Consider the following 21,766-nt stretch of genomic DNA (forward strand, 5'->3'; position numbering starts at 1 on the left):
TATAGAATAATTATTACAAACTGCACAGAGCAGTTTGTTTTGCTCTTGCTTTTCCTATGAAAAATCTCTGCAAGCTCTTTCAAAATATGGTAGAATGGATGCAGTAGAATTAGAAAAGGAAATCGATTATGAAATTTCTTGAATTAAATAAAAAACGTCATGCGACTAAGCATTTTACTGATAAACCGGTAGATCCCAAAGATGTGCGTACGGCTATCGAAATCGCAACCTTGGCCCCAAGTGCCCACAACAGCCAGCCATGGAAGTTTGTGGTTGTTCGTGAGAAAAATGCTGAATTGGCAAAATTGGCTTATGGTTCGAACTTTGAACAGGTATCATCAGCGCCTGTAACCATTGCCTTGTTTACAGACACAGATTTGGCTAAACGTGCTCGTAAGATTGCCCGAGTTGGCGGCGCTAATAACTTTTCTGAAGAGCAACTTCAATATTTTATGAAGAATCTGCCTGCTGAATTTGCACGTTACAGTGAACAGCAAGTTAGTGACTACTTGGCCCTTAATGTGGGACTAGTAGCCATGAACTTAGTTCTTGCTTTGACTGACCAGGGAATCGGTTCTAACATTATTCTTGGATTTGACAAATCAAAAGCCAACGAAGTTTTGGACATTGAAGACCGATTCCGCCCAGAACTCTTGATTACAGTGGGTTACACAGACGAAAAATTGGAACCAAGCTACCGCTTGCCAGTGGATGAAATCATCGAGAAAAGATAGAAGGAAGAAAAAATGACAGCAATTGATTTTACAGCAGAAGTAGAAAAACGCAAAGAAGAGCTCTTGGCTGACTTGTTTAGCCTTTTGGAAATCAACTCAGAACGTGATGACAGCAAAGTAGATGCGCAGCATCCATTTGGACCTGGTCCAGTAAAAGCCTTGGAAAAATTCCTTGAAATCGCAGACCGCGATGGCTATCCAACTAAAAATGTTGATAACTACGCAGGACATTTTGAGTTTGGTGAAGGAGAAGAAGTTTTCGGAATCTTTGCCCATATGGACGTGGTGCCAGCTGGTAGCGGTTGGGAAACGGACCCTTATACACCAACTATCAAAGACGGTCGCCTTTATGCGCGTGGAGCTTCAGACGACAAGGGACCTACAACAGCTTGTTACTATGGCTTGAAAATCATCAAAGAATTGGGACTTCCAACTTCTAAGAAAGTTCGTTTCATCGTCGGAACAGACGAAGAATCAGGTTGGGCAGACATGGACTACTACTTTGAACATGTAGGACTTGCGAAACCAGACTTCGGTTTCTCTCCAGACGCTGAATTCCCTATCATCAATGGTGAAAAAGGGAACATCACGGAATATCTTCACTTTGCAGGTGAAAATACAGGTGCAGCCCGTCTTCACAGCTTCAGAGGTGGATTGCGTGAAAACATGGTACCTGAATCAGCAACAGCAGTCGTTTCAGGCGACCTGGCTGACTTGCAAGCTAAACTAGATACCTTTGTTGCAGAATACAAACTCAGAGGAGAAATTCAAGAAGATGCTGGCAAATACAAGGTCACCATCATTGGTAAATCAGCCCATGGTGCTATGCCTGCATCAGGTGTCAATGGTGCGACCTATCTTGCCCTTTTCCTCAGCCAGTTTGACTTTGCAGGACCTGCAAAAGACTACCTTAACATCGCTGGTAAGATTCTCTTGAACGACCATGAGGGTACAAATCTCAAGGTTGCTCATGTAGATGAAAAGATGGGTGCCCTTTCTATGAATGCCGGTGTCTTCCGCTTTGATGAAACAAGTGCTGACAATACCATTGCCCTCAACTTCCGTTATCCAAAAGGAACAAGTCCAGAGCAAATCCAGTCAGTTCTTGAAAACTTACCAGTTGCTTCTGTTAGCCTTTCTGAACACGGTCATACCCCTCACTATGTACCAATGGAAGATCCACTCGTTCAAACCTTGTTGAATGTTTATGAAAAACAAACTGGTCTCCAAGGTCACGAGCAAGTCATCGGTGGTGGTACCTTTGGTCGCTTGCTGGAACGTGGAGTTGCCTACGGTGCCATGTTCCCAGACTCTATTGACACCATGCACCAAGCTAATGAATTTATCGCCTTGGACGATCTCTTCCGAGCAGCAGCAATCTATGCAGAAGCTATTTATGAATTGATCAAATAAAACGATAGAAGTCTGAGATTGTATGCTTGGACTTCTTTTTGGAGGGAAAACAGATGTCTCAAATCGAAAGAATCAAGCAAGCCATTATGGCGGATCCGCAAAATACCAGCTATACAGAACGTGGAATCGAACCTCTCTTTGCGGCGCCAAAAACTGCCCGCATCAATATTGTCGGTCAGGCTCCTGGGCTTAAAACGCAAGAAGCTGGGATTTATTGGAAGGATAAGAGTGGCGATCGCTTGCGTGAGTGGCTAGGTGTGGATGAAGACACCTTTTACAATTCGGGCTTGTTTGCAGTTATTCCCATAGACTTTTATTTCCCAGGACATGGAAAATCGGGCGACCTTCCCCCCCGTAAAGGCTTTGCCGAAAAATGGCACCCACAACTCCTCAAGGAATGTCCAAATATTGAATTGACCCTTTTGATTGGACAATATGCCCAGGCCTATTATCTTCATGAGAAGGTTAGTGGCAAGGTAACAGAGCGGGTAAAACGCTACAAAGACTATCTACCAGAATTTTTCCCTCTGGTGCACCCCTCACCACGAAATCAAATCTGGATGGCTAAGAATCCTTGGTTTGAGTCAGAAGTGGTGCCAGATTTGAAAAAAAGAATTCAAAAGATTCTTGGAGAAACAAAATGAAAGAAATTACTTTTAACGATTTTTACCAGCTTTATCAAAATGAGCAACTTTCTCTAGTGGACGTGAGAGAAGTAGAAGAGTTCGAGACGCTTCATTTAGAAGGTGCTCAGAACCTACCACTTAGTCAATTGACTGATATCTATGATCAATTGGACAAGGACCTCTTGCATTATGTCATTTGTAAATCTGGGATGAGGTCAGCGCGTGCTTGTCAATTTCTAGCTGAACAGGGTTATGACGTTATCAATGTCCAAGGTGGAATGACGGCCTTTGAAAATCTTTAAAGCTATATAGCGATAGATCCTAATCTTCCCTTGCTCGGTTCCAACTGAGTGAGGGATTTTTGTTTTTAGATAATTCTTATTTTTAAAAATATTGAAAACATTCAATGATTAATTTTGGATACTTTTTTCAGAGTCTTAATCATGGTATACTAGGTCAGTATTTTAGAAATTTGAAGGAGATTTTTATGGCTAAAAAAGGTGCCCTAACAGGCTTGCTCCTGTTTGGAATATTTTTTGGTGCGGGAAACTTGATTTTTCCACCTTCTCTAGGTGCTTTATCTGGAGAACAATTTCTTCCTGCCATCGCAGGTTTTGTCTTTTCAGGTGTTGGTATTGCCGTCTTGACACTTATCATCGGAACGCTCAATCCTAAAGGATACATTTATGAGATTTCTAAGAAAATCTCACCTTGGTTTGCGACGCTTTATCTTGCAGTCCTCTATCTATCAATTGGTCCCTTCTTTGCCATTCCGCGTACAGCCACAACAGCTTACGAAGTTGGGATTAGCCCCCTCTTGTCTGAAGCAAATAAAGGCCTAGGATTGATTATCTTTACCGTGCTTTACTTTGCCGCAGCTTATTTGATCTCGCTCAATCCATCAAAAATCTTGGATCGTATCGGACGTATCTTGACACCAGTCTTTGCTTTGCTTATCGTTATCTTAGTTGTACTAGGTTCCTTTAAATATGGTGGAACAAGTCCTCAAGTAGCTTCAGAAGCCTATCAAGCATCTGCTTTCGGGACAGGTTTCCTAGAAGGGTATAACACCTTGGATGCCCTAGCCTCAGTGGCCTTCAGTGTCATCGCTGTTCAAACCTTGAAACAACTTGGATTTTCAAGTAAGAAAGAGTACATCTCAACCATTTGGATTGTTGGTATCGTTGTAGCTCTTGCCTTTAGCGCTCTTTACATTGGTTTAGGATTCCTTGGAAATCACTTCCCAGTACCAGCAGAAGCGATGAAGGGTGGAACACCAGGTGTTTATATCTTGTCGCAAGCAACTCAGGAAATCTTTGGTTCAACAGCTCAACTCTTCCTTGCTGTTATGGTAACTGTAACCTGCTTCACAACGACAGTTGGATTGATTGTGTCGACAGCAGAGTTCTTTAACGGACGTTTCCCACAAATCAGCTACAAGGTCTATGCAACAGCCTTTACCTTGATTGGATTTGCCATTGCAAATCTTGGTCTTGATGCAATAATTAAGTACTCAGTGCCAGTACTGGTAATCTTGTACCCAATCACCATCGCCATTGTGATGATCGTGATTGTGAATAAGTTTGTCGCCCTATCAAAACCGGGCATGCAGTTAACCATTGGACTTGTTACAGCTATTGCTCTTGCAAGTGTCCTTGGAAGTTCCTTTAAGATTGAGTTTCTAGAAAATCTGATTAATGCCCTTCCGTTTGCGTCAGCCTCTCTTCCATGGTTAGTGCCAGCTATGATTGGAATCTTGCTTTCATTGGTTCTACCAAACAAACAAGAGAGTGACGTTTTTGAGATGGAATGAAAAAATTCTTGGTCATCGACCAAGAATTTTTTGTATGAGCACGACTCATTAGTTGGTTTGTTCAGTATAACCAGCTTCTTTAAGCATTTTTTTCGAGGCAGCAAAGCTTACACGGCTTCCAATACCAGAATATTCGTTCGGCATTGCTTTTTTCAATTCGTCAAGACTCGCGACAGTCATGTCAACCTCGATGTTTTGGATAACTTTTTCGTCTTGAATTTCAACTTTTTGTGTAACCCCTTTGACCCCTTCATAACCTTTATAAGTATCGTCAACAATTTCCTTAATACCTTCCGCGGTATTATTAAGTTTTTCAGGATCGAATACATTATGAACAGTTTGTTTTACAACGTCATCTCCCTTCACAGTATAAGTCAAGGTAGAATGAATTCCAGGTTTGCTATTATGGACAAATGTATGAGTTTCTGTCTCATCTTTCTTTTCAGATGATTGTTGGCTGCTTTGTCTGGTCTCGCTTGACTGAGTTGTTTTGTCTTCTTTGCTACTGCTGCTAGCAGGTGTAGAAGCTTGTTTGGAACATCCAAGCAGGAGGACAAGTGAAGCCACTAGGGCTAGTGAAGTTTTAATATAAGTTTTCATAGAATTTCCTTTCATAATCAAAGTATTTTGTATTATAACATGATTCTACTACAAAATCAACTAGACCTCCCCTCTCATCTGACCTGACATGACAATGAACAGAAACTAGTCAGAGGATTAAAGTTTTGTCTCTATCTATTTCAAAAAACTTTTATCGTATGGATTGAAAAGTGGGAAGTTTTAAATGCACTTTTTATGGGATTTGGAGGAATCTATTGGACTCATCAGTTAGGAATATAGTAAAATACCCCAAGAGTTAGAGTTGTGTCTAACTTTTGGGGTGGCCCTACACTAGTCTATATAGAATTTTAGGAGATTAGTTCGTCTTTTCTGTGAATCCCAGTGTCTCTAGTCCATTTTTAGTGATTGAGAAACTGACACGATTTCCAATACCAGGATATTCTTCAGGGAGTGCTTTTCTAAGTTCGTCAAGGCTTGCAGTTGAGTAATCAACTTCGAGATCTTGAACAACTTTTCCATCTTTGATTTCAATGGTTTGTTTAACACCTTTTAGCCCGTAATAACCTTTATAGGTATCCTCGAGTGTACTCTTGACCTCTTCTGGAGTTGCACCAAGGATTTCAGGATCTGCAACATTCTGAGCGGTTTGCTTGGTAACATTGTCGCCTTCTACAGTATAAACCAAGGTAGAAGTGATTCCAGGATTGCTTTTGTTGACAAAAGTATGTGTCTTGGCTGTTTCTTTCTTCTCAGAAGATTGCTCAGTGCTTTGTTTGCTCTCACTTGACTGAGTTGTTGTGTCTTCTTTAGAACTGCTGTTTGCAGGTGTTGATGCTTGTTTGGAACATCCGAGCAGGAGGACAAGTGAAGCCACAAGGGCTAGCGATACTTTAAAGTATGATTTCATATTTGTTACTTTCCTTTCATAATCAAAGTATTTGTATTATAACATGGATCTATAGTGAAAGCAACTAAACACAGTTTTTCTCCTTTTGAGAAGGAGTCTGACTAGAAAAATGTTATAATGGTAGGAAAGAGGTGAAGAAATGAATCAGACTATAAACTATATCAAAGAACTAACCGCTATTGCATCTCCGACGGGCTTTACTCGTGAGATTTCAGACTACCTAGTCCATACTTTAGAAGAGCTTGGTTACCAGCCTGTTCGCACAGCCAAGGGCGGTGTCAATGTGACCATTAAAGGTCAAAATGATGAGCAACAACGCTATGTGACTGCCCACGTGGATACGCTGGGTGCTATTGTTCGTGCTGTCAAACCTGACGGTCGTCTCAAATTGGACCGTATCGGTGGTTTTCCTTGGAACATGATTGAGGGAGAAAACTGTACCGTTCATGTGGCTAGTACCGGTAAAACGGTATCTGGAACTATCCTCATCCACCAGACATCTTGCCATGTCTACAAAGATGCAGGAACTGCTGAACGCACACAGGACAATATGGAAGTGCGTTTGGATGCAAAAGTAACCAATGAAAAAGAAACCCGCGCCTTGGGCATCGAGGTCGGTGATTTTATCAGTTTTGACCCGAGAACTGTCGTGACAGAGACTGGTTTTATCAAGTCCCGCCACTTGGATGACAAGGTCAGCGCAGCGATTTTGCTTAATCTTCTTCGTGTTTATAAGGAAGAGGGGATAGCATTACCAGTAACAACTCATTTTGCTTTTTCAGTCTTTGAAGAGGTGGGTCATGGTGCCAATTCCAATATTCCAGCTCAGGTAGTAGAATATCTAGCTGTAGATATGGGAGCTATGGGCGATGACCAGCAGACGGATGAGTATACAGTGTCTATCTGTGTCAAGGACGCTTCAGGTCCCTATCACTATGACTTCCGTCAACACTTGGTAGCTTTGGCGAAAGAGCAAGATATTCCATTTAAGCTCGACATTTATCCATTTTACGGTTCGGATGCTTCCGCAGCTATGTCAGCAGGAGCAGAGGTCAAGCATGCCCTCCTTGGAGCTGGTATTGAATCCAGTCACTCTTACGAACGAACACACATTGATTCGGTTATGGCGACTGAGCGTATGGTCGACGCCTATCTCAAGAGCGCATTGGTAGACTAATATGTGCTTAATCTGTCAGAGAATTGAACTCATCAAAGCTGGACAAAATCCCTATTTTGTCAAAGAACTAGAAACAGGCTATGTCGTTATTGGAGACCATCAATACTTTAAGGGTTATACCTTATTTCTAGCAAAGGAGCATGTCACAGAACTTCATCAGATGGAAACCTCTGTAAAACTTCGTTTTCTAGAGGAAATGAGTCTGGTCCAAGAAGCAGTCGCCAAAACGTTTAAAGCTGAAAAGATGAACATCGGACTTCTAGGAAATGGAGATGCCCACGCTCATTGGCATCTTTTTCCGAGAATAACAGGTGATATGAAAGGTCATGGATTGAATGGCCGTGGTCCAGTCTGGTGGGTGCCCTGGGAAGAAATGGCGGCAGAAGATTGCCAAGTGAAATCCCATGAGTTGGAACAAATGATTAAAGCATTATCCGATGAATTAGAGAAGCACTTGGTATAAGAGAGGAAGAAAAAATGAAAAAAAGATACATCGTTTTATCTGGTTTGCTGGCAGTAACACTAGCAGCATGTTCGCAAGAAAAACCTAAAAATGAAGAAAACACTCAAAAAACGGAACAAACTAGTCAACCTGAAGGAACTGTGGGGAGCAAATCTCAAGCCTCTAGTCAGAAGAAGGCAGAAGTTGTCAATAAGGGAGACTACTATAGTATTCAAGGGAAGTACGATGAAATCGTCATAGCTAATAAGCACTATCCTTTGTCAAAAGACTATAATCCAGGAGAAAATCCAACAGCGAAAGCAGAATTGCTGAAGCTCATTGCAGCAATGCAAGCAGCTGGCTACCCAATCAGCGATCACTACAGTGGTTTTAGAAGTTATGAAACCCAAACCAAACTTTATCAAGACTATGTGAATCAAGACGGTAAGGAAGCAGCAGATCGCTACTCGGCTCGCCCAGGTTATAGTGAACACCAAACAGGTCTTGCTTTTGATTTGATTGGGACTAATGGAGAATTGGTGACAGAGGGGAAGGCGGCTCAGTGGCTCTTGGATCATGCGGCTGACTATGGCTTTGTTGTTCGCTATCTCAAAGGCAAGGAAAAAGAGACTGGCTACATGGCGGAAGAATGGCATCTTCGCTACGTCGGAAAAGAAGCCAAAGAAATTGCTGCAAGTGGTCTCAGTTTGGAAGAGTACTACGGCTTTGAAGGCGGAGATTACGTCGATTAAAAAAGTAATTTTTCTCTTGCATTTTTAGATAAATAGTGTATAATGGATAGGTATGTGTAAAGCATACTTGTGGGAGGTAAAAATCTTTAATTACCGCCAAAACCACAAAGGAGGATTTAAAAATGGCTAAAAAAGTCGAAAAACTTGTAAAATTGCAAATCCCTGCTGGTAAAGCTACACCAGCTCCACCAGTTGGACCTGCTCTTGGTCAAGCTGGTATCAACATCATGGGATTCACAAAAGAGTTCAACGCTCGTACAGCTGACCAAGCTGGTATGATCATTCCAGTTGTTATCTCAGTATACGAAGACAAATCATTTACTTTCGTTACAAAAACACCACCAGCTGCTGTTCTTTTGAAAAAAGCTGCAGGTGTTGAAAAAGGATCAGGTACACCTAACAAAACTAAAGTTGCTACAGTTACTCGTGCACAAGTACAAGAAATTGCAGAAACTAAGATGCCAGATTTGAACGCAGCAAACATTGAGTCTGCAATGCGTATGATCGAAGGTACTGCTCGTTCTATGGGATTCACTGTTGTTGACTAATCAATAACACCCCCAATATAACCCGCAAGACTTCATCATTTCGAGAAGTGACGTGGGAGATGAAAATCGATTGAACCACTTACAAGGAGAATAGAAAATGGCTAAAAAAAGCAAACAACTTCGTGCTGCTCTTGAGAAAATCGACAGCACAAAAGCATACAGTGTAGAAGAAGCTGTAGCACTTGCAAAAGAAACTAACTTTGCAAAATTTGACGCAACTGTAGAAGTTGCTTACAACTTGAACATCGACGTTAAAAAAGCTGACCAACAAATCCGTGGCGCAATGGTATTGCCAAACGGTACAGGTAAAACTTCACGCGTTCTTGTTTTCGCACGTGGTGCAAAAGCTGAAGAAGCAAAAGCTGCTGGTGCAGACTTTGTTGGTGAAGATGACCTTGTTGCAAAAATCAACGACGGTTGGTTGGACTTCGACGTAGTTATCGCTACACCTGACATGATGGCTCTTGTTGGACGTCTTGGACGTGTCCTTGGACCACGTAACTTGATGCCAAACCCTAAAACTGGTACTGTAACAATGGATGTTGCTAAAGCAGTTGAAGAGTCTAAAGGTGGTAAAATTACTTATCGTGCTGACCGTGCAGGTAACGTTCAAGCAATCATCGGTAAAGTATCATTTGAAGCTGAAAAATTGGTTGAAAACTTTAAAACTTTCAACGAAACAATTCAAAAAGCAAAACCAGCTACAGCTAAAGGAACTTACGTAACAAACTTGACTATCACAACTACTCAAGGTGTTGGTATCAAGGTTGACGTGAACTCACTTTAATTAACAGATTTTTAAAAACGAGTACGAATGTGCTCGTTTTTTTGATGATAAGTTCACACCAGGGCAAATAACTCCATTAATAGCCTGATGGAGCAATAGAATAGTGCTTTTCCTCTTCTTCTTTCACAAAAAATGTGGTATAATAGAGAGTAAAAAACTTTGAAAGAAAGAAAAAAATGAATTTAAAAGATTATATCGCAACGATTGAAAATTATCCTAAGGAAGGTATTACCTTCCGTGATATCAGCCCTTTGATGGCAGATGGAAATGCTTATAGCTACGCTGTTCGTGAAATTGTTCAGTATGCAACTGATAAGAAAATCGACATGATCGTGGGCCCAGAGGCTCGCGGCTTTATCGTGGGCTGTCCTGTTGCTTTTGAGTTGGGAATTGGCTTTGCACCTGTTCGTAAACCAGGGAAATTGCCACGTGAAGTCATTTCTGCTGACTATGAGAAAGAGTACGGTATTGATACCTTGACCATGCATGCTGATGCAATCAAGCCAGGCCAACGCGTTCTCATCGTAGATGATCTTTTGGCAACAGGTGGAACTGTCAAAGCAACCATTGAGATGATTGAAAGACTTGGTGGAGTTGTAGCCGGTTGTGCCTTCTTGATTGAGTTGGATGAGCTTAAAGGCCGTGAAAAAATCGGAGATTACGATTACAAGGTACTTATGCATTATTAATGAAAAACAGTCCTTGGGGCTGTTTTCTCTTCATCTGCTATATAAACAAACTATAGCTAGTTAGAGAAAAACTATAATTGAAAACTATATCTTCTTGCAGTATAATAAAAGGACTAAGTGTTTGAGATTTGACTTCAAACACATTCAATTATTTCTAAAAGAGTACAGTTAGGAGAAGGTTATGCCGATTCGAATTGATAAAAAATTGCCAGCTGTTGAGATTTTACGGACAGAGAATATCTTTGTCATGGATGATCAACGTGCGGCCCACCAAGATATCCGTCCCTTGAAAATTTTGATTTTAAACCTAATGCCCAAAAAAGTGGTCACAGAGACCCAGTTGTTACGGCATTTAGCAAATACTCCTTTGCAATTGGACATAGACTTTCTCTATATGGAGAGCCACCGTTCCAAGACGACTCGTGCAGAGCATATGGAGACTTTTTATAAAACTTTTCCTGAAGTCAAGGACGAGTATTTTGATGGGATGATTATCACAGGGGCTCCGATTGAGCATTTACCATTTGAGGAAGTGGACTATTGGGAGGAATTCAGTCAGGTGCTTGAGTGGTCCAAGACCCATGTCTATTCGACCCTTCATATCTGCTGGGGTGCCCAAGCAGGTCTTTATGCTCGCTATGGAGTTGATAAACACCAGATGGAGCAGAAATTGTCAGGCATTTACCCGCAGGATACCTTGAAAGAGGGCCATCTTCTCTTTCGTGGTTTTGATGATAGCTATGTAGCTCCCCATTCTCGTTATACAGAAATCTATAAGGAAGAGATATTGGGAAAAACCAATCTAGAAATCCTCTCTGAGGGAGAACAAGTCGGCGTTTCAATTTTAGCCAGTCGGGATCTTCGTGAGATTTATAGTTTTGGTCATTTAGAATATGACCGTGATACTCTAGCAAAAGAGTATTTTCGTGATTGTGAGGCAGGACTTGATCCTCATATCCCAGAGAACTACTTTAAAAATGATGATGTGAATGAGACACCGTGTCTCTGTTGGTCTTCATCAGCTGCCCTCTTTTTCAGTAACTGGGTTAACTATGCTGTCTATCAGGAAACTCCTTTTGACTGGAAAAAGGTAGAGGACGATGCGGCTTCATTTGGATATTTATAAGAGGAATTATGACATATTTTGACGCTTTTAAATCAGGGAACTTGGTTTTGCCAAGTGCCCTGCTCTTGCATTTTAAGGAACTCTTTCCTTCCAGCGAAGATTTTCTGGTCTGGCAATTTTTCTATTTACAAAATACCACAGCCTTAGGAGATGTTTCACCTAGCCAGATTGCTGAAATTATTGGCAAAGAGGTAGCAGATGTCAACCAGTCTATTTCAAACTTAACTGAAAATGGGCTACTACAATATCGTACCATTGAACTAAATGGGGAGATTGAGCTGATTTTTGATGCTAGTTTGGCATTTGAACGCTTGGATAGCTTGTTGGATAGTCACACTCCAGCTGCAACTGCCCCAAATCCGCAAAATCAATTGAAGGATTTGGTTGAGACTTTCCAGCAGGAATTAGGACGTTTGTTAACGCCGTTCGAAATCGAAGATCTTTCTAAGACAGTCAAAGAAGACGGAGTTAAGGCGGATTTGATCAAGGAAGCTCTCCGAGAGGCTGTTCTCAATGGCAAGCCAAACTGGAAATATATTCAGGCAATCCTACGAAACTGGCGCCATGAAGGTATTCAGTCTGTGGCACAGGTAGAGGCCAAACGAGCAGAGCGAGAAGCCAACAATCCCAAACAAGTTCAGGCTTCGGCTGATTTCCTCGATGCGATGAATTTGTGGCAAGATTAGTCGCTTGAAAAATCTTGAAAATTAGAGTAAGGTTTGCAAGCTCCTTATAAATATGATAGAATAATAGTGAATAAAATGAAAAAAGAGGTATGTGAAATGTCACGTAAACCATTTATCGCTGGTAACTGGAAAATGAACAAAAATCCAGAAGAAGCAAAAGCATTCGTTGAAGCCGTTGCATCAAAACTTCCTTCATCAGACCTTGTTGAAGCAGGTATCGCAGCTCCAGCAGTTGATTTGACAGCTGTTCTTGCTGCTGCTAAAGGTTCAAACCTTAAAGTTGCTGCTCAAAACTGCTACTTTGAAAATGCAGGTGCTTTCACTGGTGAAACTAGCCCACAAGTTTTGAAAGAAATCGGTACTGACTACGTTGTTATCGGTCACTCAGAACGTCGTGACTACTTCCATGAAACTGACGAAGATATCAACAAAAAAGCAAAAGCAATCTTTGCAAACGGTATGCTTCCAATCATCTGTTGTGGTGAGTCACTTGAAACTTACGAAGCTGGTAAAGCTGCTGAGTTTGTAGGTGCTCAAGTTTCTGCTGCATTGGCTGGATTGACAGCTGAACAAGTTGCTGAATCAGTTATTGCTTACGAGCCAATCTGGGCTATCGGTACTGGTAAATCAGCTTCACAAGACGATGCACAAAAAATGTGTAAAGTCGTTCGTGATGTTGTAGCTGCTGACTTTGGTCAAGAAGTTGCGGACAAAGTTCGTGTTCAATACGGTGGTTCAGTTAAACCTGAGAACGTTGCTTCATACATGGCTTGCCCAGACGTTGACGGTGCCCTTGTTGGTGGTGCGTCACTTGAAGCTGAAAGCTTCTTGGCATTGCTTGACTTTGTAAAATAATCTCAGTTATTCCAGACAGTCTTCTAAGACTGTCTTTTTTATAAAGACTGTATATTTTTCTTAAATTATCAGTCAATTACAACTTTTTTAATATGGGTTAATTTTCTTGCTTTTGTCTACTAGGAGTAGTATACTGAGATAGTAATCAATAAATATGGTTGCAAAAATAATATTATGAGGTGATCAATATGGTTGAATTGAAAAAAGAAGCAGTAAAAGACGTAACAACATTATCTAAAACAGCGCCAGTAGCATTGGCAAAAACAAAGGAAGTATTGAACCAAGCAGTAGCAGACTTGTATGTGGCTCACATTGCCCTTCACCAAGTTCACTGGTATATGCGTGGTCGTGGTTTCCTCGTATGGCATCCAAAAATGGATGAATACATGGACAGCCTTGATGGCTATCTTGACGAAATCAGTGAACGTTTGATCACTCTTGGTGGCAAACCTTACTCAACTTTGACAGAATTCCTTCAACACAGTGAAATCGAAGAAGAAGAAGGAGAATTCCGTAACGTTGAAGAAAGCTTGGAACGTGTTCTAGCGATTTATCGCTACCTCATCGCTCTTTTCCAAAAAGCTTTGGATGTGACTGATGAAGAAGGCGATGATGTTACAAACGATATCTTTGTTGGTGCTAAGGCTGAACTTGAGAAAACAGTTTGGATGCTTGCAGCAGAACTTGGACAAGCTCCTGGTTTGTAAAATATAGTTGCTACCCCTTTTATCATGAGGTACCTGATAAGTGCCCATGACCAATCATCTTTTAAAAGTCATGTAACTGTAAACAGTTGCATGATTTTTTTGTTTGCTGGACTTAGGACACATTGTCAAAAGTAGGATTTTACGGTATAATAGTTGCTGTTCAATAACATATGAATTTTAAAGAATAATTGTTAGTTTAAGGAGGACTTATGAACAACTTACCAAATTGCCCAAAATGTAATTCAGAATATGTCTACGAAGACGGAAGTCTCTTGGTCTGCCCAGAGTGTGCCTATGAATGGAACCCTGCAGAAGTTGCAGAAGTAGAAGAAGGTGTTGTTGCTATTGATGCCAATGGAAATAAATTGGCTGACGGCGATACTGTAACCTTAATCAAGGACTTGAAAGTAAAAGGTGCGCCAAAGGATTTGAAACAAGGAACTCGTGTTAAAAATATCCGTATTGTAGAAGGTGACCACAACATCGACTGTAAGATTGATGGTTTTGGAGCTATGAAACTCAAATCAGAATTTGTTAAGAAAATCTAGCCATGAAACTGAACTACAAATTTATCTTTTATAGTCGTGTCCTCTTGTTCTTAGCGGCATTTACAGGGGTTTATTTAGAAATTACCAAGCACGGTGGCTTTGGTATGCTCCTTTACTACACAGTGTTGTCCAATCTTTTGGTAACGATTTTCACGGGTTATCTGCTCCGTGTGATGAGCCGTTCAGGTGAAAATTGGCAAAGTCCGACCTTGCTTCGTCTCAAGGGTGGCGTTACCATGAGTATCATGATTACCTGTGTGATTTACCATTTTATGCTTGCTCCGATCGCGACAGACTTTTACCGTGTGGAAAATTTCCTTTGCCACTATATCGTTCCACTCTGGTTTTTAGCCGACACCCTCTTCTTTGATAAACGGGGTCAATACAAGATCTGGGATCCAGTCTTGTGGACCATCTTGCCCTTGGTTTATATGATTTTTGCCTTGTTTAATGGCTTGGTCTTAAAACTCAATATTCCGAATTCCAAGGACAATCCCTTCCCTTATTTCTTTTTAAATGTGAACAAGGGTTGGGACGTGGTTATCAAATGGTGTTTGATCATTTTTGCGGCCTATATGGTTGCAGGCTTCATCTTCTATCTGATCAAGCAAATCAAGCGAAAATAGTCTTCCTATTAGGAAAGTTAGGACGGAGTCTCTAGTTCAATCGGGCTCCTTCTTTTCTTGCCATCTTCCTTTTAAAAGGATCAACAGTGAGAAATATACAGAAAGAAAATTCATGAAACAATATTTAGAACGGGCTAGTATTTTGGCCCTCTCCCTCGTTTTGATTACCTCCTTTTCTATTTCAAGCGCTCTGCCAGCCATGTTTGACTACTATCAAGGCTACCCCAAAGAACAAATCGAGCTCCTGGTCAGTCTTCCTTCTTTTGGAATCATGATTATGCTGGTTTTAAATGGGTTTTTGGAGCGGTTATTTCCTGAGCGACTTCAGATTAGTCTAGGTCTTCTCATCCTTTCTATCGGGGGGACAGCCCCTTTCTGGTATCAGGAGTACAACTTTGTCTTTGCGATGCGGATTTTATTTGGCTTGGGTGTTGGGATGATCAATGCCAAGGCCATTTCCATCATCAGTGAACGCTATCATGGAAAGACACGGATCCAGATGTTGGGGCTTCGCGGATCAGCAGAAGTTGTCGGGGCGTCGATTTTGACTCTAGTGGTCGGTCAACTCTTATCCTTGGGATGGACAGTGACCTTCTTGGCCTACAGTGCGGGATTTTTAGTATTGATCCTTTATCTGCTCTTTGTCCCTTATGGGAAAGAAAAGAAAGAAACAAAGAAAAAAGAGACCGAAACGACTCGTTTGACAGGAAAGATGAAAGGATTAATTTTTCTATTGGCTGTCGAAGCAGCAGTTGTTGTCTGCACCAACACAGCTATCACCATTCGTATTCCTAGTCTGATGGTGGAAAGAGGTCTAGGGGATGCCCAGTTATCGAGCTTGGTCTTAAGTATTATGCAGTTGATTGGTATCTTGGCAGGTGTGAGTTTTTCTTTCTTTATCTCTCTATTTAAAGAAAGATTGCTCCTTTGGTCAGGTATCACCTTTGGATTGGGGCAGATTGTGATTGCCTTGTCTCCGTCATTGGGTGTGATGGTAGTTGGAAGTGTTGTGGCAGGTTTTTCCTACAGTGTGGCCTTGACCACTGTCTTTCAGCTTCTTTCTGAAAGAATCCCAGCCAAGCTCCTTAATCAGGCAACATCTTTTGCAGTGCTAGGATGCAGCTTTGGAGCCTTTACGACACCTTTCATTCTTGGGGCGATTGGCTTGGTGACTCAAAATGGTATGTTGGTCTTCACCATTTTAGGATGTTGGTTGATTGTCACTTCTATCTTTGTTATGTACGCACTTCAAAAGAGAGCTTAGGATTAATTTCCTAAGTTTTTCTTTCTGGGAATTTTGTACCCAGACAATTATTGGTTTTTAAACTTGTTTACACTTTTATTTCCTGATAAAATAGAAGTTATGACAAGATATAAAGCAACTATTTCTTATGATGGTTTTGCTTTTGCCGGTTTTCAGCGCCAGCCTCATGCGCGGAGCGTTCAAGAGGAAATCGAAAAAACCTTAACGAGACTCAATAAGGGGCAAGCCATCGCTGTTCATGGTGCTGGTAGGACGGATAGTGGGGTCCATGCTCTGGAACAGGTCATTCATTTTGATCTGCCCTATCAGATGGATGAGGAAAAACTCCGTTTTGCTCTGGATACTCAGTCACCAGAAGATATCGATGTGATTTCGATTGAGATTGTGGCGGATGATTTTCATTGCCGTTATGCAAAACATAGCAAGACCTATGAGTTTATAGTAGATAGGGGGCGTCCTAAAAATCCCATGCGCCGTCACTATGCTACTCACTTTCCCTATCCCCTCGATGTGGAGCGGATGCAGGAGGCTGTCAAGAAATTAGAAGGAACCCACGATTTTACCGGTTTTACAGCATCTGGAACCAGTGTAGAGGACAAGGTTCGGACCATTACAGAAGCCAGTCTTAGTGTTGATGAGACAGGGCAGTTTTTGACTTTTACCTTTTCAGGAAATGGATTCTTATATAAACAGATTCGTAATATGGTGGGGACACTGCTCAAAATCGGAAATAATCGAATGCCAGTTGAGCAGATTGACTTGATTTTGGAGAAGAAGGACAGGCAGCTAGCAGGTCCAACGGCTGCACCGAATGGCTTGTATTTAAAGGAGATTCGTTATGAAGAATAATCGTATTTTAGCCCTTTCTGGGAATGATATTTTTAGTGGTGGTGGTTTATCAGCTGATCTTGCCACCTATACCTTAAACGGCTTGCATGGCTTTGTAGCAGTGACTTGTTTGACAGCCTTGACAGAGAAGGGGTTTGAAGTCTTCCCTACAGATGATACTATTTTCCAACATGAGTTGAATAGCTTACGTGATGTCGAGTTTGCAGGGATTAAGATTGGCCTTCTTCCTACTGTCAGTGTGGCTGAGAAGGCCTTGGACTTTATCAAGCAACGTCCAGGAGTGCCTGTGGTATTGGACCCCGTTTTGGTCTGCAAGGAAACGCACGACGTGGCTGTTAGTGAGCTCTGCCAAGAGTTGATTCGTTTTTTCCCTCATGTCAGTGTGATTACGCCAAATCTTCCTGAAGCAGAATTGTTAGCGGGTCAAGAGATCAAAACATTGGAAGATATGAAAACTGCAGCGCAGAAATTGCATGATTTAGGAGCGCCAGCAGTTATTATCAAGGGAGGCAATCGCCTCAGTCAGGACAAGGCAGTGGATGTCTTTTATGATGGACAAACTTTCACTGTTCTAGAAAACCCAGTCATTCAAGGCCAAAATGCGGGTGCAGGATGTACCTTTGCCTCAAGCATCGCCAGTCACTTGGTTAAAGGGGATGAACTTTTACCAGCAGTAGAGAGCTCGAAAGCTTTCGTTTACCGTGCTATTGCACAAGCAGATCAATATGGAGTAAGACAATATGAAGCAAACCAAAACAACTAAAATCGCCCTTGTATCCCTCTTAACCGCCCTTTCTGTGGTTCTAGGTTATTACTTGAAAATTGGAACGCCAACAGGAATATTGACTCTCTTGGATGCAGGTATTTTCTTTACTGCCTTTTACTTTGGCAGTAAAGAAGGGGCCGTCGTTGGAGGACTAGCAGCTTTTCTGCTTGACCTTTTATCAGGCTTTCCACAGTGGATGTTCTTTAGCTTGGTAAACCATGGCTTGCAAGGATTTTTTGCAGGTTTTAAAGGGAAATGGCAATGGCTAGGCCTTGTCTTGGCTACTATCGTCATGGTAAGTGGCTACGCTCTGGGCTCAACTCTAATGAATGGCTGGTCAGCAGCCTTGCCAGAAATCCTTCCAAACTTCCTACAAAATACCTTGGGAATGGTTGTGGGATTTGTAGTCTTTCAGAGTGTCAAGAAGATAAAATAAAAAAGTCAGCTTCAATAGCTGACTTTTTGCTTGTCTCTATGTTTAATCAAAATAAAGCAAATCTTTGCTGGTGCTGGTAAAGAGGTCAAATCCATCCTTAGTGACAACACCGCAGTCTTCGATACGAACACCGACTTTGCCCGGGATATAGATACCAGGTTCAACAGAGAAGCACATGCCTTCTTCGATGACCATGTCGTTACCTTCCATGATAGATGGGAATTCGTGGACATCCATACCGATACCGTGACCGAGACGGTGGTTGAAGTACTCACCGTAACCAGCTTTTTCGATGACCTCACGGGCGGCGCGGTCCACTTCATGGGCAGTCACACCTGGCTTGATGAAGTCAAGGGCAGCTTGTTGGGCTTCAAGCGTCAAGTTGTAAATATCTTTTTTGAACTGGTCTGGTTTACCGACAGCGACCGTACGAGTCATATCTGAGGCATAGCCATTAACCATGACACCGAGGTCAAAGAGGAGAAGGGCGTCCTTTTCAACTTTGTTTGCACCAGGAATTCCGTGCGGATTTGCAGCGTTATCGCCAGTCAAGACCATAGTATCAAAGCTCATTTCATAGCCTTCACCTTTCATGGCAAAATCGATTTGGGCAATGATGTCTGTTTCCGTCTTATCAAGAGAAATATTGTCAAAACCAACCTTAACAGCCTTATCAGCATAGAGCCCTGCAACCATCATTTTTTGCACTTCATCAGCTGATTTGATGAGGCGCATGCGTTGAATGCGAGGAGTGAGGTTTTCAAACTCAGCAGTTTCAAAAACTGTTTTCAAACCATGGTATTTGGTCAAGATGAGATTGTCAAACTCAACAGCGACACGTTTGAAGTCGTGCTGCGGCAAAGCATTTTTGATTTTTTGCCATGGATTTTCAGAATCTACATAGCCCGCAACCGGGAAGGAAACGGTGCTACTTGCACGTTCCACTTCGAGAGCTGGGACAAAGAGGAGAGGTTCCTGATCCGCTAGGACAAAGAGGAACATTTGGCGTTCATGGGGATCACTGTAAAAGCCAGTGAGGTAATTAATAGTGACGGGGTCAGATACGACAGCGACGTCTAGTTTTTCTGATTCAAGATATGTTACGATTTGTTGTAATTTAGACATATGCTACCTTCTTTCTACCCCTCTATTTTGGCAAAAAAAGAGAGAAAATGCAAGGGAGAAGGGTAAAATAGCAGGCAAAAAGAACTCCGACAAGATAGGGGAGTTCTTTGATATAGCTTTCATTTCTTTAAGAAAAGTCAGCCTTGCTTTTGACGTCGCTGTATTCTTCAGCGATTTCTTGACTGAGAATGTCTTCATAGGCAGGGAGTTGGATGTCCTGACCGTATTTCTTCTTGAGGGCAGTAGTAACTAGGCGATAAGCTAGATTGGCATTACGAGAGAGGATAGGTCCGTGGAAGTAGGAACCAAAGACATTCTTATAATGAACCCCTTCGCCGACCTTTTCCTCGTTGTTTCCATTTCCATAGACAACCTGTCCTAGCGGTTTTTGGTCATCAGAAAGGAAGGTACGTCCCTGATGATTTTCAAAGCCATAGTAGGTTTCATCGAATTTTTCATTATGGATCTTGATGTCACCGATAAAGCGGTTATTAGTCTGGTTGAGGGTGTAGTGACCCATGACACCGAGCCCTTCGATGCGTTTACCTGAAGCCTCAACATAATATTGGCCCAATAGTTGGAAACCACCACAGATAGCTAGAACCACTCCGTCGTTTTGGATGTAGTTGTCAATGCTCTCTTTTTTAGCAGGAAGGTCGCCTGCAATGATGCTTTGTTCAAAGTCTTGGCCGCCACCGAAAAAGGCGATATCATAGTGGTTTTCATCAAAGTCATCATGGAGAGAAACGATGTCAACCGTCACATGAGCTCCCAGTTTTTCAGCCACATACTTGAGCATGAGGATGTTGCCGTTGTCTCCGTAAGTATTCATGAGGTTTCCGTAAAGGTGGGCGATGTTGAGCTGATAAGGGTAGTTGCCAGCTTTTGAGGAAAGTGAAGTATAAACCATCAGTTCATCTCCTTTCTAACAATCTGACGACTAGCCAGCAGTTCGCGGAATTCCAGCATGGCGGTATAGGTAGCTAGGATATAGGCATGCTTGCAGTCTTGCTTCTCAATGGTTTTGAGAACTTGCTCCAGATTGCTTGTCTCAGTGATTTTATCAGCTGGATAGCCAGTCACCCGAAGACGACGAGCAATTTCAGAATGCCGAACACCGCCAGCGTTGATTTCAGGGATATCCATGTCAGTGATTTGTTCAAAGTCCGCATCCCAGATCCAGCTAGTGTCAATTCCATCTGCATAGTTGGCATTGAGAAGGACAGATAGGCTAAATGGGTAAGGTGCCAGTTTAATCATTTCGATGGCTTGAGTCGCACCGACTGGATTCTTGATGAGGACAAGGGTACATTCCTTATCACCGATATGGAAGGTTTCCTGACGACCGAAGACAGCGCGACTCTTATCAAATCCTTGCTTGATTCGTTGCGAATCTGCGCCGAGAAAGCGAGCGATGGCAACCGCTGCTAGGGCGTTGTAGATGTTGTAAAGTCCACCGATTTGAATGCCGTATTCTTGTCCGTCAATGACAAAGCGGGAGCGATTGTTGGTTAACTTAACCAAGTCGGTCAGACGGTAGTCCAAGCCAGGACGTTTGCAACCACAATTTTCACAGATATAGGCACCCAAGTTAGCATAAGTATTGAGTTCATATTTGAGGATGCCTTGACAGTCAGGGCAGAGAATCCCTTCGGTATTATAGTGAGCTAGTTTGGCTGGCTCTTTTTCCAAGTCAAAACCAAAATACTGCACTGGGTTTGGAATAGATGGCTTGTAGAAAAGCGGACTGTCACCATTGAGGAGAACTGTAGCCGTAGGCACTTTACGGATGGCATCCAAAATCATGTTATAAGTCGTGTAAATCTCACCATAGCGGTCCATCTGGTCACGGAAAATATTAGTGATGACAAAAAGGCTAGGGTGGATGTAGTCACAGATACGAGATAGACTGGCCTCGTCAATTTCTAGGACGGCAATGTTTTTTCCAGTTTTAGACGATTTGGCAGTCAAGAAGGTCGTTGCGATCCCTGTAATCATGTTGGCACCGCTTGGGTTAGTAAGAACCTGACCATAAACTTCTTTTAAAATGCCGACAGTGAGGGCGGTTGTCAGGGTTTTCCCATTGGTTCCAGTGACCACGACAATCTCGTAGTTCTTAGCTAGGTTTTGTAAAATATCTTTATCAAATTGGAGGGCAAGTTTTCCTGGGAGCGTACTTCCGCGGCCAAGACGGCTTAAAACGAAGTGAGAAGAACGCCCAGCTAGGAGGCCCAAAGTAGTTTTTAATTTCATGTTTCTATTATATCATAAAAGAAAGAAAAGACAGATTTGAGATTTCGCAGATACAAAAACAGCCCGAAGAGGGCTG

General features: G+C 42.1%; 26 protein-coding genes. 21 read left to right on the plus strand and 5 right to left on the minus strand.

Translation table 11 applies throughout. The features are described 5' to 3' along the window. The first annotated feature begins 128 nt into the window (after nt 1-128). The 5 genes from HMPREF2885_RS02110 (at nt 129) to brnQ (ending at nt 4,586) form a co-directional block, all read left to right on the plus strand. Nucleotides 129-734 (plus strand): nitroreductase family protein, encoded by a 606-nt coding sequence (locus HMPREF2885_RS02110; RefSeq protein WP_049549962.1) that lies wholly within the window; start codon nt 129-131, stop codon nt 732-734. Between the two features lie 12 nt (nt 735-746). Next, a complete protein-coding gene (pepV, locus tag HMPREF2885_RS02115; protein WP_049549961.1) occupies nt 747-2,147 on the plus strand; it encodes a dipeptidase PepV in 1,401 nt (466 codons plus the stop codon). 53 nt (nt 2,148-2,200) lie between these two features. Then, nucleotides 2,201-2,791 carry a uracil-DNA glycosylase family protein gene (locus HMPREF2885_RS02120; RefSeq protein ID WP_049549960.1) on the plus strand — a complete coding sequence of 197 codons (591 nt, stop codon included), beginning with the start codon at nt 2,201-2,203 and terminating at the stop codon, nt 2,789-2,791. Then, nucleotides 2,788-3,075: a rhodanese-like domain-containing protein gene (locus HMPREF2885_RS02125; RefSeq protein ID WP_049549959.1), complete on the plus strand. Its 288-nt coding sequence runs from the start codon at nt 2,788-2,790 to the stop codon at nt 3,073-3,075. The genes HMPREF2885_RS02120 and HMPREF2885_RS02125 overlap by 4 nt, the downstream gene beginning before the upstream one ends. Nucleotides 3,076-3,260: 185 nt before the next feature. Continuing rightward, on the plus strand, nt 3,261-4,586 hold the full coding sequence (gene brnQ / locus HMPREF2885_RS02130) for a branched-chain amino acid transport system II carrier protein (RefSeq protein WP_049549958.1): 1,326 nt from the start codon (nt 3,261-3,263) through the stop codon (nt 4,584-4,586). 48 nt (nt 4,587-4,634) lie between these two features. Here the strand turns inward: brnQ and HMPREF2885_RS02135 are convergent, their stop codons facing one another. Both HMPREF2885_RS02135 and HMPREF2885_RS02140 read right to left on the minus strand, forming a co-directional pair. Beyond that, on the minus strand, nt 4,635-5,186 hold the full coding sequence (locus HMPREF2885_RS02135) for a DUF1307 domain-containing protein (protein ID WP_000860700.1): 552 nt from the start codon (nt 5,184-5,186) through the stop codon (nt 4,635-4,637). Between the two features lie 316 nt (nt 5,187-5,502). Continuing rightward, nucleotides 5,503-6,054: a DUF1307 domain-containing protein gene (locus HMPREF2885_RS02140; protein WP_000844329.1), complete on the minus strand. Its 552-nt coding sequence runs from the start codon at nt 6,052-6,054 to the stop codon at nt 5,503-5,505. Nucleotides 6,055-6,193: 139 nt separating this feature from the next. On the opposite strand from HMPREF2885_RS02140, the gene HMPREF2885_RS02145 reads away from it, so the two are divergent. From HMPREF2885_RS02145 to HMPREF2885_RS02220, 16 genes are all read left to right on the plus strand, one after another. Further along, nucleotides 6,194-7,231 (plus strand): M42 family metallopeptidase, encoded by a 1,038-nt coding sequence (locus HMPREF2885_RS02145; RefSeq protein WP_001076930.1) that lies wholly within the window; start codon nt 6,194-6,196, stop codon nt 7,229-7,231. 1 nt (nt 7,232) lies between these two features. Beyond that, nucleotides 7,233-7,694, plus strand: coding sequence for an HIT family protein (locus HMPREF2885_RS02150; RefSeq protein WP_070656952.1), 462 nt, complete (start codon nt 7,233-7,235; stop codon nt 7,692-7,694). Between the two features lie 14 nt (nt 7,695-7,708). After that, complete coding sequence (gene ldcB, locus HMPREF2885_RS02155; RefSeq protein WP_000747739.1) at nt 7,709-8,425, plus strand: LD-carboxypeptidase LdcB/DacB; 717 nt, start codon at nt 7,709-7,711, stop codon at nt 8,423-8,425. A gap of 122 nt (nt 8,426-8,547) precedes the next feature. Continuing rightward, complete coding sequence (gene rplK, locus HMPREF2885_RS02160) at nt 8,548-8,973, plus strand: 50S ribosomal protein L11 (RefSeq protein ID WP_001085808.1); 426 nt, start codon at nt 8,548-8,550, stop codon at nt 8,971-8,973. Between the two features lie 97 nt (nt 8,974-9,070). Then, nucleotides 9,071-9,760, plus strand: a complete 690-nt coding sequence (gene rplA / locus HMPREF2885_RS02165; protein ID WP_001085678.1) for a 50S ribosomal protein L1 — start codon at nt 9,071-9,073, stop codon at nt 9,758-9,760. Nucleotides 9,761-9,936: 176 nt separating this feature from the next. Further along, complete coding sequence (locus HMPREF2885_RS02170) at nt 9,937-10,449, plus strand: adenine phosphoribosyltransferase (protein WP_001049316.1); 513 nt, start codon at nt 9,937-9,939, stop codon at nt 10,447-10,449. A gap of 181 nt (nt 10,450-10,630) precedes the next feature. After that, a complete protein-coding gene (gene metA / locus HMPREF2885_RS02175) occupies nt 10,631-11,575 on the plus strand; it encodes a homoserine O-acetyltransferase MetA (RefSeq protein ID WP_001122695.1) in 945 nt (314 codons plus the stop codon). An 8-nt stretch (nt 11,576-11,583) separates the two neighbouring features. Beyond that, nucleotides 11,584-12,261: a DnaD domain-containing protein gene (locus HMPREF2885_RS02180; RefSeq protein WP_000220744.1), complete on the plus strand. Its 678-nt coding sequence runs from the start codon at nt 11,584-11,586 to the stop codon at nt 12,259-12,261. A 96-nt stretch (nt 12,262-12,357) separates the two neighbouring features. Beyond that, nucleotides 12,358-13,116, plus strand: a complete 759-nt coding sequence (gene tpiA / locus HMPREF2885_RS02185) for a triose-phosphate isomerase (protein ID WP_070535622.1) — start codon at nt 12,358-12,360, stop codon at nt 13,114-13,116. A 188-nt stretch (nt 13,117-13,304) separates the two neighbouring features. Next, the gene (locus HMPREF2885_RS02190; RefSeq protein WP_000229890.1) at nt 13,305-13,823 is read left to right on the plus strand and encodes a Dps family protein; all 519 of its coding nucleotides are present in this window, start codon (nt 13,305-13,307) and stop codon (nt 13,821-13,823) included. Nucleotides 13,824-14,032: 209 nt separating this feature from the next. Then, nucleotides 14,033-14,371: a zinc ribbon domain-containing protein YjdM gene (locus HMPREF2885_RS02195; RefSeq protein WP_001061600.1), complete on the plus strand. Its 339-nt coding sequence runs from the start codon at nt 14,033-14,035 to the stop codon at nt 14,369-14,371. Nucleotides 14,372-14,373: 2 nt separating this feature from the next. Continuing rightward, the gene (locus tag HMPREF2885_RS02200; protein WP_000775204.1) at nt 14,374-14,997 is read left to right on the plus strand and encodes a Pr6Pr family membrane protein; all 624 of its coding nucleotides are present in this window, start codon (nt 14,374-14,376) and stop codon (nt 14,995-14,997) included. Between the two features lie 112 nt (nt 14,998-15,109). Then, nucleotides 15,110-16,261 carry an MFS transporter gene (locus HMPREF2885_RS02205; protein ID WP_000816259.1) on the plus strand — a complete coding sequence of 384 codons (1,152 nt, stop codon included), beginning with the start codon at nt 15,110-15,112 and terminating at the stop codon, nt 16,259-16,261. Between the two features lie 99 nt (nt 16,262-16,360). Next, nucleotides 16,361-17,110 carry a tRNA pseudouridine(38-40) synthase TruA gene (gene truA, locus HMPREF2885_RS02210; protein ID WP_000199174.1) on the plus strand — a complete coding sequence of 250 codons (750 nt, stop codon included), beginning with the start codon at nt 16,361-16,363 and terminating at the stop codon, nt 17,108-17,110. Next, nucleotides 17,100-17,873 (plus strand): bifunctional hydroxymethylpyrimidine kinase/phosphomethylpyrimidine kinase, encoded by a 774-nt coding sequence (locus HMPREF2885_RS02215; protein ID WP_000794789.1) that lies wholly within the window; start codon nt 17,100-17,102, stop codon nt 17,871-17,873. The genes truA and HMPREF2885_RS02215 overlap by 11 nt, the downstream gene beginning before the upstream one ends. Beyond that, nucleotides 17,851-18,312: an ECF transporter S component gene (locus tag HMPREF2885_RS02220; protein WP_000814995.1), complete on the plus strand. Its 462-nt coding sequence runs from the start codon at nt 17,851-17,853 to the stop codon at nt 18,310-18,312. The genes HMPREF2885_RS02215 and HMPREF2885_RS02220 overlap by 23 nt, the downstream gene beginning before the upstream one ends. 42 nt (nt 18,313-18,354) lie before the next feature. On the opposite strand, the gene HMPREF2885_RS02225 is transcribed toward HMPREF2885_RS02220, so the two are convergent. The 3 genes from HMPREF2885_RS02225 to murT form a co-directional block, all read right to left on the minus strand. Then, entirely contained in the window at nt 18,355-19,437 is a 1,083-nt protein-coding gene (locus HMPREF2885_RS02225; RefSeq protein ID WP_000040925.1) for a M24 family metallopeptidase, read from the minus strand. A gap of 127 nt (nt 19,438-19,564) precedes the next feature. Continuing rightward, on the minus strand, nt 19,565-20,347 hold the full coding sequence (gene gatD, locus HMPREF2885_RS02230) for a lipid II isoglutaminyl synthase subunit GatD (protein ID WP_070656953.1): 783 nt from the start codon (nt 20,345-20,347) through the stop codon (nt 19,565-19,567). After that, nucleotides 20,347-21,690, minus strand: a complete 1,344-nt coding sequence (murT, locus tag HMPREF2885_RS02235; protein ID WP_070656954.1) for a lipid II isoglutaminyl synthase subunit MurT — start codon at nt 21,688-21,690, stop codon at nt 20,347-20,349. The genes gatD and murT overlap by 1 nt, the downstream gene beginning before the upstream one ends. Between the last annotated feature and the right edge of the window lie 76 nt (nt 21,691-21,766).

The sequence above is a fragment of the Streptococcus sp. HMSC062H02 genome, from assembly GCF_001813005.1.
Classification (GTDB): domain Bacteria; phylum Bacillota; class Bacilli; order Lactobacillales; family Streptococcaceae; genus Streptococcus; species Streptococcus oralis_S.